Raw genomic sequence first — 12,731 nt, 5'->3', positions numbered from 1 at the left:
GTTTTTTAATGTAAAATTAAATTGTTTTTTTGGCTTTTTTTTCTAAAAAATCGGTGTTGGCAGGCCTCACCATTTCTTTAAAAAGAAAACATTTTTAAACAACAGTTCATAAACAAAGGGCTGAGTGGGCACGAGCAGTTGAGTGACTTGTTTGACTGCTGCAACTGTTGTGTTGTTCGTTGCGGCCGAGCCAGCAAGTCCTGCACGGTCTCGCTCCTAATGCGGCGCTGGTTGTCACACGGGAGCATAAGCGCAAGGAGAAGGAAAGAGGGGTGAGGAGGATCCGCGTATTTATGTTGGGGTGGGAGTTTCCACCTTACTTTGCAGGTGGTGTTGGAATCGTATGCGCGCAGCTTTGCAAGGCCCTCGCAAACCTCGGTGTAGAGGTAACCTATTGTATGCCCTCAGGCCCGCAGGCAGTAAACGAAGTGGAAGGTGCCGGGGGGGAGGGCTTTCGTCTCATTATCGCAAACAACACCGTGCCGGATGATAAGATCTCGCTTCTTCCTGTAGATTCCTTGCTTCATGCGTACGCAACGCCGGCGTCCTATAATGCTTTGTTAGAGCGTTCCCTTGCTATGAATCGGTTTGATGGGGGGAGCAAGCCGCTGTATGGTGAAGATCTCTGGGCTGAGGTGCATCGCTTTGCAGAAAAGGTGCGCATCATTGCAGCTCACCTCGCCGAAACGGAAGGGTTTGATGTCATCCACGCCCATGACCATTGGACGTTCCCTGCAGGGGTTGCAGCCAAGTACGCGACGGGGAAGCCCTTGGTGGTGCACGTGCACATTACCGAATTTGACAAGAGCGGCGGGGCTGGCGTTGACCAGCGCGTGTATGATATGGAGCGGTACGGGATGGAGCATGCAGATGTTGTCATTGCAGTGTCTGACTTTGTCAAACAACGCCTCATCACAAGCTATGGTGTTCCTGCCGAGAAGATTCGGGTAGTGCATAACGCCGCGGTTCCCTTGCAGGAGGGGAAGGTGCATGACATCAAGGTGAAACAGGGCGATAAGGTGGTTCTCTTTGCTGGGAGGGTGACGCTCCAGAAGGGGCCGGAGTACTTTGTTGAGGCTGCAAGAATTGTTGCGGAGAGGGATCCGAACGTGAAGTTCGTCCTTGCCGGTTCAGGTGATCAACTAGGCAGGATGATTGACAGGGTGGCGGAGCTGGGCTTGTCCCAACGATTCTTCTTCACCGGGTTTTATGATAGAAATCAAGCGGAGGTCTTGTTTAGCATGGCCGATGTCTTTGTGATGCCCTCCGTGTCCGAGCCGTTCGGGGTGGTTCCGCTTGAGGCGATGGTGAAGGGGACGCCTTGCATTATTTCAAAGCAGTCGGGCGTGAGCGAGGTCTTGCACCACTGCATCAAAGTTGATTTTTGGGACGTTCAGTCCTTGGCGGAGCACATACTTTCGCTTTTGCATTACCAAGCGCTGCATCATGAGTTGAAGCAGCATGGCTACCTGGAAGTGAAGCGGCTGACCTGGGATGTTCCTGCCGGGAAATGTTTGCAAGTATATCAGGAAGTAGTGGGGAAGGAGGGTGTTGCATGGTAAGTGTGTGTTTGTATTTCCAGGTCCACCAGCCGCTCCGGTTGAGAAGGTATTCTCTCTTTGAAATAGGCAAGCACAGTAACTATTTTGATGATGAGAAAAATAAAGCAATTTTGCAGAAAGTAGCGCGCAAGAGCTACCTGCCGGCGAACAACGTTTTGCTTGGACTGATACGGAGGTTGAAGGGAGCGTTTAAGGTTTCGTTTAGCATTTCAGGAGTTTGTTTAGAGCAGTTTGAAGCGTTCGCGCCGGAAGTCCTTGAGAGCTTTCGAGAGTTGGCAGAGACGGGATGTGTTGAGTTCTTAACAGAAACGTATTATCATTCCTTAGCGTACTTGTATTCTAAGCCCGAGTTCTTGGCGCAAGTGAAGCGGCACACGGACAAAGTGCGAGAGCTTTTCGGGCAGACGCCACGTGTTTTCCGCCACACCGAGCTTATCTTGAACAATGAGCTTGCGAAGTTGCTGGAGGATTTGGGTTTCTTGGCGGTCTTGGGTGAAGGCGCGGATCATATTCTTTCGTGGCGCTCGCCAAACTTTCTTTATACAGCCAGGTCCGCGCAGGGTATCAAATTGCTTTTGAAGAATTACAAGCTCAGCGATGACATCGCGTTCCGGTTTGGGAACACGGCGTGGGAGGAGTATCCGCTCACAGCAGAAAAGTTTGCTCAATGGGTGTCAGCCGCGAATGGAAATGGGGACGTGGTGAATTTGTTTATGGATTACGAAACATTCGGCGAGCACCAATGGGAAGATACGGGTATTTTTCATTTTTTAGAGGCGCTTCCGGGGGAGATCTTGAAGCACCCGGATAATGATTTCGTCACGGTTTCCGAAGCTGCTCTTCGGTACCCTGTTCGAGGAGAGGTGGATATGCATAATTTTGTTTCGTGGGCGGATGTTGAGCGTGACGTAAGCGCGTGGCTTGGGAATGCCATGCAACGAAACGCGCTTTCCGAACTCTACAAGCTCGAGGCGGCGGTGAAGGCAAAGCGTGACGAGAAGCTTGTAGAAGATTGGAGGCGGCTGACGACGAGCGATCACGCCTATTATATGTGTACGAAGTGGTTCTCGGATGGCGATGTGCATAAGTACTTCAACCCGTATGACAGCCCTTACGAGGCGTTCATAGCATTTATGAACGTCCTCAACGACTTGGCCTTGAGGGTGGCAAGTGTTGAGGGGGCAGAGCGGGGGCGGGAGCAAGTGCCGCTCTTGCTAGGTAATCCCAGCCTTCACGTTTGCGCAAAGGGGGGCGTCCGGGATGGGCAGAGCATGGTTAGGGGTGGTGCGCGATGAGTGCCGCTGCTCGTTCAGGTCGTGTTGGCCGCGGGCGTTCCCTTGGTCAGGGGAGGCGGGGGCGTCCAGGAAAGCCGAATTTGCGCAGGAGAATTCGTAAAGAACAGTATTTCATATTAGCGAATGGCAGGCCGGTGAAGAACGTGAAGGAACTGGCTGAAGTGCTAGAGCACCTTGAAGATGAAGTGTTTCGGCATCACGTGCGGGATGACGGGCACGATTTTGCCACATGGGTTCGCGACGTGTTCAAGGACGTTGAGCTTGCAGAGAAGCTTGCAAGGGCGAGGGATAAGCACCACTTGCGCCTCGAGATTTACAAGCACGTGACGAAGAAGTACTTCCGAGAAAAGTAATGTGGCAAAGGTATGGTAACGGTGATGGTGAAAGAAAGAACATCGTGGCGGAAACGTTTTCGTTGAATCGGCGGATTGGAAAAAGAGGTGAGGATGATGATACCGGATGATCAAAAATTTTATTTTCGACACGGCAAGACTGCAGCGTCGCTAGAGGAACTCTTGCAAATCATTGAAGGGCTCGATGAGCACGACTTCGTTCATCATGTTCATGAAGGAAGGAACGACTTTGCCAACTGGGTTCGCCATGTTCTTCGCAACGAGGACGTTGCCCGCCAGCTCGAGCAGGCACACTCCAAGGAGCAAGTGCTCAGTGTCCTTCGCGAAGCAAGAGGGAACGCGGGGAGTGGCCAGGGGGGTGAAGGTGATCAAGGAACGGTCGCGGGCGAAGAGGTCGTGTTCGAACCCGAGGGCTCGCCGGAAGGGGAGTCGTTGCAATCACCGTTTCAAGACAGTGCCGAGCGTGCGCATCAGGTAGAGGAGCAGGGAGATCAAGGTTTACGAGTGCCGTACGCTTCGCAAGAAGAGGATCTTGTACAAGATGCCTCTCTTAAGGAAACAAAGGGGAACGGCGGGAATGACCAAGCGCGTGGCGCTGCGGATCCTCACGCTTCGGCTGCGAAGAAGGATACGAAGAAGAAAGTGAAGCTGTGGCTTGCGTTGTGCTTGTTGTTCCTCATCGGCGTCGGCTTGGGCGCCGTTATTGGGTGGTATGTCACAGGGGTGGTTCGCTGCACGCCCTAGAACGAGAAGAAACGTGGAGAAAAGACGTGGTGGTGTTGCAATGAAGAGGGGGAGTTTCCAGTAAGGATGGACGAGAAGCCAATTGCGGATGTGGTATTTGAGTGTTCGTGGGAAGTGTGCAATAAAGTTGGCGGTATTAACACCGTTCTTAAGAGCAAAGCTGGTTTGATGAAGGAGCGGTATGCTGAGTACTTCATGGTCGGCCCTTATGTTGAGAAGAACGCTCAAGTGGAGCTTGATGAGGCAGAACCGCCTTCTTTCTTGAAGAAGGCGTTTGCTGAGTGCTCGGCGCGAGGGATTCGGTGCTATTTTGGTTCCTGGCTCATAAAGGGAGAGCCGAAGGTGGTTCTCATTGACGCGTCAGCTCTTTTGTCGCAGAAGGACAGTATTAAGGCAAAGCTCTGGGAGGAGTTTCATATCGATTCGCTTCATTCCCGCTGGGAGTTTGAAGAGCCCATGTTGTGGTCGTGGGCGGTGGGGGTTTTGCTGGAAGCGGTTGAGCGGGAGTTGGTGGGGAAGAAGGTGGTTGTTCATTGCCACGAGTGGTTGGCAGGGTTTGCCTTGTTGTATTTGCGTTCGGTTCGGTCCAGTATCGCCTCGGTTTTCACGACGCACGCGACGATGTTGGGGAGGGCGCTTGCGGGGAGCGGGTATGATCTGTACGCAATGCTTGATTCCATTAATCCTCAGGAGTGGGCGCAAAAGGTGGGAGTGCAGGATAAGTTTTCTGCGGAGCGGGCAATGGCGTCGCAGGCCGACGTTTTTTCAACGGTTTCTGAGATTACTGCACTCGAGGCGGAGCGCATCTTGGGGAGGAGGCCTGAGGTGTTGTTGCTCAACGGGCTTGAGCTGGAACGGTTTCCAACGTTTGAGGAGACTTCGATTCGTCATGCAACGAACAGAGAAATCATTCGTGAGTTCTTGTCGTATTACTTCTTCCCCTACTACACGTTTGACGTGGAACATACCTTAATGTTTTTCTTTGTTGGGCGTTATGAGTTTCGCAATAAGGGGATTGATGTTTTGATTGACGCGCTTGCGAAGTTGAACAAGAAGCTTCAAGAAGAAGGTGGTGATCGTCATATTGTTGTTTTCTTCTGGGTTCCGATGGGGACGAGAGGGGTGAAGCAGGAGATTGTAGAGAACAAGAATTTTTTCAATCACTTGAAAGAGTCCGTGGCCCGTCGCTTGGAGAAGCTTTTGCAAAGGCTCGTGTACGATCTTGCTTCCTCAGGGAGTGATGGGAAGCTCGTGCTGGAGAAGGACTTCATTCAAGAGCTCAAGCGGGACTTGATGCATTTTAGGAGGGTGGGCAATCCGCCCATGATAACACATCATATTGATAATGAGCAAAATGATCCTTTGCTTAATTCTCTTCTAAGCAAGGGATTGGATAATAAGCAGGATGACAGGGTGAAAGTGGTAGTGTACCCCGCCTACCTTGACGGGAGTGATTCTTTGCTCAATCTTCCGTATTATGACGCCATTACCGGGTGTCATCTGGGCGTGTTTCCTTCTAGTTACGAGCCGTGGGGGTACACGCCGCTCGAGACGGCTGCTTGTGGCGTTCCTTCTGTCACGACAGACTTGGCGGGATTTGGCAGGTTCGTTATGAAGAAGGTGCATGGGGAGGAGGGGGGAATTTATGTCGTGCCCCGCTACAAGCACAGCTATGATGAGGCGGTGCAGGAGTTGTTCGAGATCTTGCTTCGTTTTGCGCGGCTCAACAGGAGTGAGCGGGTGCATGAGAAGATAAAGGCAAAGAGCCTGTCTGCTCTGGCGGATTGGCGGCAGTTCGTGAATTTTTATGTGCAGGCGCATAACGTTGCTCTGCAGAGGCATCAAGGATGAAGGAGAATCAGTTGCGTAAGGATTACGTGCTTGACGATTACGTTATTATTGCAGAGCGTCGAGGAAAGAGGCCTCATCAGTTCAAAAAAGAGCCAGAGCAGGTTTCGAGTGCTGAACATTGCCCTTTTTGCCCTGGCAACGAGCACATGCTTCCTCCTATTGTTGAGGAGTTGCCGGCGAAGAAGGACACAAAGAGTGGTTTGCCTTGGCTTGCAAGAGTCGTTCCTAACAAGTTCGCCGCTGTTGACACCGCTGTTGATGCGCGCTTGAAGCGTTCAGACCCGTTCGCCGTGCATGCAGGGGCGTATGGGAAGCACGAGGTTGTCATTGAAACGCCTGAACACGGGGTTGAACTTGAGGATTTGGATTTGGAGCATTTGCAAGCCGTCTTGGAGCTTTACGCGAGAAGAATGCGCTTGATTGAGTCAATGCCTCACGTTCGTTACACGGCTTTGTTCAAGAATAGGGGAGGGGAAGCAGGAGCTTCGATTTCGCATGCTCACGCCCAGCTCATTGGTTTGAACGTGTTTCCGCCGTCGGTTGCGAGGTTGTTTGGCGCTTCGTATCAGTATTGGATCAAGAACGAGTCTTGTGTGTTTTGCGACGTCATTGCGAAGGAAAAGCACAGTCATCGGTTGGTGTTTATCAATCAGAGTTTTGTGTGTATTGCGCCGTATGCCTCAAAGTTCGCGTTTGAAACGTGGATACTTCCGTTGCGCCACGTTCCTGCCATGGACAGGTTGACCAAGAAAGAAATGGGTGATTTGGCGCACATACTGAGGAAAGTTCTTCGAAGGATTGACACCTTGGGCAACCCGCCTTACAACATCGTCTTCTTCAACGATGAAGAGCAAGGATTGTTTCATTTCCACTTGCGCATTCTTCCTCGGTTGACGAAGTGGGCAGGGTTTGAGCATGAAGTGAGCATTCCTATCAATCCGGTCCCGCCTGAAGTGGCGGCGAAGTTTTTGCGAGGGCACGAGTGAAGGCGGGAGCGAGGGGGTCGTGCTTGTTGTTTTTTTCGTGGTGGTTTGCTCAAAGGAAACTTTATAAATGTGGAGGGTTGGTGGTCCGGGGAGTGTGGTTTCCACGAGTTTGCCTGAACGCGCTGAAAGACGATTGTGAGGTGGTATGGCTTTGAGGTTGGTGCATCGCTTGAAAGGGGGCGTGCTGCAAAAAGAGGTTGCTTCTTGTGGTGTGTGCTTGTCCAATAAGAAGGGGAATTATTTTGCGTTCTCGCTTCCTGCTAACGTGACGCATTACGAAGGTTTTTTTCATTTTGATGCTGAAGCCTGGCAGCCGTTCAAGGTGATTGAGTCGCTCTCGCTCGGCCTGCCAGTGGTGGAAGTTGAAAAGCAGGCTTCCTTGGTCGTGAGAAGGTCGGGGAGGGCTTCTGAAACGTTTTTGTTGAGCAGTAATGCGCTTCTCTACGAGGTTGCTGGCTTTCAAGGGAGTGTGCGGCTTGAGCTTGATATGCGCTACGTTCATGACTTTGACCCTTGGGGGAGGCATTTTGACGTGCACGAGGAGGAGGGGTTGGTTGTTGTGCGCTACGAGAAGTCTGGTCAGAGCGGGGGCGCTGTGCCGAGCGGTTCTGGGTACGAAGGTTTTTTGGCGATTGGGAGTCCTGACGGGATTGTGGCGCTTGAGAGAGCGGGGAGGTGGGTGAGGAAGGAGCGTTCTTTTGATGAGGCGCGAGGCGCGGCCACAGTGGATTTTGTGTATCATGCCGGCGGGCTCTTGGTTGAGGGGGGGAAGCGTTTCGTTTTCGCATTTTCGAAGAGCAGGGAGAAGGCGGTGAAGAAGGTTCGGTACGTGTTGGATCGTTATGAGTTGATTCGTGAGAATCTTGTGCAGTCTGGGGAGCAAATGCTTTCTCGCAGGTCTGTTGTTGGAAATGTAGCGCTCAAGGCGCTTGATGACTTGACGGTTCTCATTAAGGGCGGCGTGCAGGGTATCTTTGCAGGGCTTCCGTGGTTTTTTCAGTTCTACGCGAGAGATGAGGCGGTGAGTTTGCGAGCGAAGCTTCTTGAAGGGCGGTTTTTGCTGGTGAAGGAGGTGGTGTTCCGCTATCTTGAGCGTATTTTGCCGTCAGGGCAGGTCCCGAACCGCCATCCTCCGTCGTTGGTGGGTTCTATTGATGCTGCCGGGTGGCTCTTTAAGCGCGTGGAGGATGCTGTTCGTTACTTGTGGAGTCACGGGCTGTTGCAGGACTATTTTTCACGTATTGAACTGGCATACCTTCGTGACCGGCTGGAGGTGGTCATTGAGCGATTGCGGTCTTCGTCTTTGCAGGAGGGGTTGGTGTGGAGCGCTCCGCAGGAAACATGGATGGACACGACCGGAGGGGTTGATGATGGTCGGTTGGGGGCGTGTATTGAGGTCCAGGCGCTCATGCTCGTGTTGTACCGTTGTGTTCGTTTGCTCTATAAAGTGACGAAGAAGGGGAATGGGAAGGAGTATCGGCAGTACGAGCGAGAACTTGCAGGGGAGGTTCGTCGGCGTTTTTTTGATGGGCGGCGGCTCGCGGACAGGGTTGTGCAAGGCGGTGTTGATTGGACGGCAAGGCCCAACGCGTTCTTGGCGGGGTATCTCTATCCGGAGTTGCTCCCTGAGCGGGAGTGGGGGAAGGTCGTGAAGTGGTTGCTCGGTTCGCTCTGGCTTGAATGGGGGGGATTGGCGTCGATTGCCAAGAATCATCCGCTTTTTTGTGCTGAGCATTCTGGTGAAGACGACAGGAGCTATCATCGCGGTGACAGTTGGTTTTTTTGCAATAATCTGGCAGGGGTGTTTTTGCACAGGCTGGACGCGGCGGGTTTTGGCGGTTTTGTTCGCAAGATTCGCGATGCGAGTGTGGAAGAATTGCTTTTTTCTGGCTGGGCTGGGCACTGTGCTGAGGTGAGCAGCGCAGCGAGGCTCGAGTCGCGAGGGTGCTTGGCCCAGGCGTGGAGTGCCGCAACGCTCATTGAGCTCTTGGATGCTTTGGGTGAGTGGTAGGAAGCGAGAAAGGCAGGGGGCGTCGTTGTTCACGGGCGTTTCGTGGCGTGGTTCTTTTGTTTCTTAGTTTTTGTCAGCAGTCCATTCTGTTCCGTTTTTCTCAATGATGAGTGTTTTTGTGAGGACGACGAGGAGCGCGAGGAAGATGGGGCCGATGACGATGCCAACCAGGCCGAAGAGTTTGAGCCCGCCGAGGACGCCGATGAGGGCGAGGCTGGTGTGGAGTTGGGATTTTCTGCCGATGAGGAAAGGACGGACGATGTTGTCAATTTGTGAAACGAAGGTGATGTTGATGAGGAGGAAGAAAAATATTTTGATCGTTGGTTCTTCGTTGATGACGAGGAAGAGCGTTGCAGGACCCCAAATGATGAAGGTGCCGATGTAGGGGATGAAGGCGGCAATAATCATGAGAAAGCCCCAAAAAGCTGCTTGGGGGATGCCGAAGAGGAAGAGGACGAGGGTTCCTGCAAGGCCTTGGATGATGGCGGTGAAGAGTTGGCCGTAGATGACTGCTTGGATGATGAGTTTTGTTTCGTCGACGAGCTTTTTTTTGACTTCGTCTTCGAAGGGGAGGTGTTTGACCGTTGCATAGTAGAGTGCTCGTCCGTCCCTGAAGAAGTAGAACATGGTGAAGAACATGATGAAGATGCCGAGGAGGAAGTCAGGGAGGGAGCTGAGGGTGTTGAGGAAGGAGTCGGCGACGCCGTGTTTGAGTTGGAGGAGGGCGTCAATGAGGAATTCTTGAAGGTCGTTTCGTTCTTCTGGCGAGTCGATGAAGGGGAGTTTTTGGAGGAAGCGTTCAAAGTTTTCGTCTTTGAAGTTGATGAAGGCGTTTGTTGCTTGGTTGACGAGGTTGGAGACGATGAAGATGGTTGGCGCGATGATGAGGATGAGGATGATGGCGAGCATGATGCTTGCGCGCAGGTTTCTGTTGCGGATGTGTTTGCCGATTTTTTTGTTGAGGGGGTTGAAGGCGAAGGCAAGGAGTCCTGCGAAGAACAGGTAGGGCCAGAATGGTTTAATGATGAGCAGGGAGATGAAGAGAATGATGAGTGTGAAGAGGACGAGGCTGTAATGGGCGAATCTTCGCGGGAGCATGGTGGAGGGAAGAGCCAAAGAAAGTTTATAAAGATTCTGGAGTGTTCACGTGAGAGAGGTGAAAGGTGGTGTTTTGGAGGGGTTTTTTTGTAGGGAAGGTTCGCTCTCTTTAGTTTTTTTTGTTGCTTGTTTTTTTTTGTTGGTTTTGTTGTTTGTTGGATGTTGGTTGTTATGCGGCTGTGTTGTGTTCTTTTTTTTTTGTTTAGTAGCTGATTCGCTGATTTCGCAGGGGGTTTATTCATACCTGAGTGCGTCAGCGGCTTGGAGCTTTGCAGCCTGCCTTGCTGGAAGAAACCCGGAGGCTGCTCCGACAAGGGTGGAGAAGAGGAGGCATCCAATGATGAGCGAGAGGGGGAAGATTGGTTTGAGGAAGGAGTACCCGCTCGCGCTTGCTATGGCTTCGCCTGCCTTCGCAATGGCGTAGCCGAGGATGATACCAAGGGCGCCTCCGGAGAAGCCGAGGAAGCTTGCTTCAATGATGAAAATTGAGAGTATGTCGTTGTTTCGTGCGCCGATGGCTTTCATGATGCCAATTTCATTGGTGCGCTCGAGAATGGCCGTGTACATGGTGTTCATAATGTTGATTCCTGCGACGAAGAGGGAGATAAGGGCGATGATGATGAGCACGCCGTTGAGGCCGGTGATGATGGAGCCGAAGGTTTGAATAAGGTCTTCGAGGGTTTGGACGGTGAAGTCTTCGTTGCCTTTCTTGAGTCCTCTCCTTCGTCTGAACTTGTCCTCGATGCGTTCAGCGAGGGCTTTCGGGTCTTCCGTCGGGCTTGCCTGCACGACGATCCAGTCGTAGGCCTCGGGAGTGTTTGCTGAGCCGGTGAGCGTTTGATAGGTGTCAAACGTTACGTAGATGTTTTTATCATCTTGCGGGTTGCCGACTTTGTCGTAGATGCCGACCACTTTGAGGTCGTATCCGTTGACGGTGATGCGGTCACCGACTTGTATGGCTCGATCGAAGACTGCTTTTTCTTTGCTGTAGGAGTAGCCGAGTACGGCTTTGAATTGGTCGTTTCGTTTGAGCGTTCTTCCTTGGATGAGGTCGACGGTCATGAGCTCTTGGGTGAGGCGGCCGTCTTCTCCGGTAGGGGTGCCGACGAGGTAGGCGTAGCGGGGTTTTGTTTCTCGCTTGTAGGTGACTTGGGCGTTTTCAAAGGCCATTCCTGCAGCGTTGAGAACGCCGTTAATGCTTTCGATGAAGGAGAGGTCGTCCTCGGAGAAGGTGATGTCGCCGCTTCCGGGGGGGCCGATGGTTTTCGCTTGGATGCTGATTTTGTCCTTTCCCATTTCGTTGGCGAGGTGGTCTATGTAGTATTCTAGTCCTTGGCCGAAGCTGACGAGGGCGAAGATAGCTGTGATGCCGACGAGGATGGAGAGCGTCATGAGCCAGCTGCGTAGCTTCCTGTGGAGGAGGTTGTTAATAGCGTAGCGTATGAGGTCGGGCTTCACAGGTTTCATTGGGCGTTCTTTTTTTTCTTTCTTTTTTTTGGTTATTGCTTTTTTTTGGTTATTGTGTTGTTTTGTTTTTTTTTTGGATTTGTTTTTGGATTTGTTTTTTTTAGGGTTACTTTGCTGTGTTGAGCGCTTCAACGGGGTGCATGGTGGCTGCTTGGTAGGCGGGGAGGAGGCCTGCGAGTAGTCCTACGATGAAGCTGAAGGCGAGGGAGCCGAGGATGAGTCCCGCGGAGGTGTGGGCTTGGATGAGGTTGAGGTCGAGGGCGAGCCTGCCCGCGTATGCGAGTCCGTGGCTCATAGCGACGCCGATGCTCATGCCGATGAGGCCGCCGACGAGGCCGATGAGGCCGGCTTCAATGGCGAAAATAGTGAAGATGTCTTTGTTTCGTGCTCCTATGGCCTTCATAGTCCCTATCTCGGTGATGCGCTCGAGAACGGCGGTGTACATCGTGTTGCTGATGCCAATGCCGCCGACGAGAAGTGAAACCGCGGCGATGATGTAGACGAAGAGTTGGATGGCGAAGAGGGTGTCTTGAAGGGACTCAATCGCGCTTTGGGCAGTTTGGACGGTGAAGTCTTCCTCTCCTTCCTTGACGTCTCTTGCTTTGCGGAGCTCTTTTTTGATGCGTTCGACGATAATATCGATGTTCTCCCCTGGTGACGCCCTGGCCGCGATGACGTCATAGTTTTTTGTTGTATCTTCGAACAGGTCTCGCATGGGTTCTTCGTTCATCCATATCGTGGTGTCTGTGACGAAGCTGCCCTTTTTCTTGAGGACGCCAACGACGGTGAATTCTCTTCCTTTGATGAGGATGGTTCGGCCGGTGACGAGTGGCTTGTTCCAGAGCTCTTTGTCGGTCAGTTCGCTTCCAATAAGAACGTTGTTTTGGTCGTTGTCTTTGAGGAGGCGCCCTGAGGTGACGTCTAGGTTGAGGATGTCGTAGAGGTCATCGCGTTCATCTCCTGAAGGGACGCTCACAATGAGGTTTACCTTTGTTTTGTCGTTGAATTCGACGGAAGCCGTTTCAATGATTCTCCCTATTGCTGTTTGGACGCCTTTGACGTTTCTGATGCGCTTGAGTTGGCTTTCGGTGAGTGGGTTGACGACGCCGGTTCCAGGCGGTGCAAAGGCGTCTCCTTCTGCGCGTATGGTTATGGTGTCTGCTCCGACGATGCCGAACTGTGCGGTGACGAACCTCGTTAAGCCCTCGCCGAGTCCGATGAGAGCGACTACGGCGGCGATGCCGATGACTACGCCGAGGATGGTGAGCCAAGAGCGTAGCTTTCGCTTGAAGAGGTTGTTGACTGCTAGTATGATTTCGTCGCGAAGCATAAGGTGTTTCTGGTCAGGGTGTCGGAGTGTTTGG

10 protein-coding genes are annotated in these 12,731 nt (G+C 52.3%); 7 read left to right on the top strand and 3 right to left on the bottom strand.

The window, feature by feature from the left end:
• Window positions 1-167: 167 nt before the first annotated feature.
• From D6783_01780 to D6783_01750, 7 genes are all read left to right on the top strand, one after another.
• Window positions 168-1,562, top strand: a complete 1,395-nt coding sequence (locus tag D6783_01780; protein ID RME53576.1) for a glycosyltransferase family 1 protein — start codon at window positions 168-170, stop codon at window positions 1,560-1,562.
• On the top strand, window positions 1,556-2,857 hold the full coding sequence (locus tag D6783_01775; GenBank protein RME53575.1) for an alpha-amylase: 1,302 nt from the start codon (window positions 1,556-1,558) through the stop codon (window positions 2,855-2,857). The genes D6783_01780 and D6783_01775 overlap by 7 nt, the downstream gene beginning before the upstream one ends.
• A gap of 134 nt (window positions 2,858-2,991) precedes the next feature.
• Window positions 2,992-3,210: a hypothetical protein gene (locus tag D6783_01770; GenBank protein ID RME53574.1), complete on the top strand. Its 219-nt coding sequence runs from the start codon at window positions 2,992-2,994 to the stop codon at window positions 3,208-3,210.
• A gap of 93 nt (window positions 3,211-3,303) precedes the next feature.
• Window positions 3,304-3,954, top strand: coding sequence for a hypothetical protein (locus D6783_01765; protein ID RME53573.1), 651 nt, complete (start codon window positions 3,304-3,306; stop codon window positions 3,952-3,954).
• A 66-nt stretch (window positions 3,955-4,020) separates the two neighbouring features.
• Window positions 4,021-5,805: a glycosyltransferase gene (locus D6783_01760; protein RME53572.1), complete on the top strand. Its 1,785-nt coding sequence runs from the start codon at window positions 4,021-4,023 to the stop codon at window positions 5,803-5,805.
• Window positions 5,802-6,791, top strand: a complete 990-nt coding sequence (locus D6783_01755) for a DUF4931 domain-containing protein (GenBank protein RME53571.1) — start codon at window positions 5,802-5,804, stop codon at window positions 6,789-6,791. The genes D6783_01760 and D6783_01755 overlap by 4 nt, the downstream gene beginning before the upstream one ends.
• Window positions 6,792-6,936: 145 nt before the next feature.
• Window positions 6,937-8,802 carry a hypothetical protein gene (locus D6783_01750; GenBank protein ID RME53570.1) on the top strand — a complete coding sequence of 622 codons (1,866 nt, stop codon included), beginning with the start codon at window positions 6,937-6,939 and terminating at the stop codon, window positions 8,800-8,802.
• Window positions 8,803-8,865: 63 nt separating this feature from the next.
• On the opposite strand, the gene D6783_01745 is transcribed toward D6783_01750, so the two are convergent.
• From D6783_01745 to D6783_01735, 3 genes are all read right to left on the bottom strand, one after another.
• Window positions 8,866-9,900 carry an AI-2E family transporter gene (locus tag D6783_01745; GenBank protein RME53569.1) on the bottom strand — a complete coding sequence of 345 codons (1,035 nt, stop codon included), beginning with the start codon at window positions 9,898-9,900 and terminating at the stop codon, window positions 8,866-8,868.
• A 234-nt stretch (window positions 9,901-10,134) separates the two neighbouring features.
• Window positions 10,135-11,499: an ABC transporter permease gene (locus tag D6783_01740; GenBank protein ID RME53568.1), complete on the bottom strand. Its 1,365-nt coding sequence runs from the start codon at window positions 11,497-11,499 to the stop codon at window positions 10,135-10,137.
• Window positions 11,474-12,697: an ABC transporter permease gene (locus tag D6783_01735; GenBank protein ID RME53567.1), complete on the bottom strand. Its 1,224-nt coding sequence runs from the start codon at window positions 12,695-12,697 to the stop codon at window positions 11,474-11,476. The genes D6783_01740 and D6783_01735 overlap by 26 nt, the downstream gene beginning before the upstream one ends.
• Window positions 12,698-12,731 lie beyond the last annotated feature (34 nt).

The sequence above is a fragment of the Candidatus Woesearchaeota archaeon genome (genome assembly GCA_003694805.1).
GTDB lineage: Archaea > Nanobdellota > Nanobdellia > Woesearchaeales > J110 > J110.
Note: the sequence above shows the minus strand (reverse complement) of the source record. Positions and strands in the feature narration are given on the sequence as shown.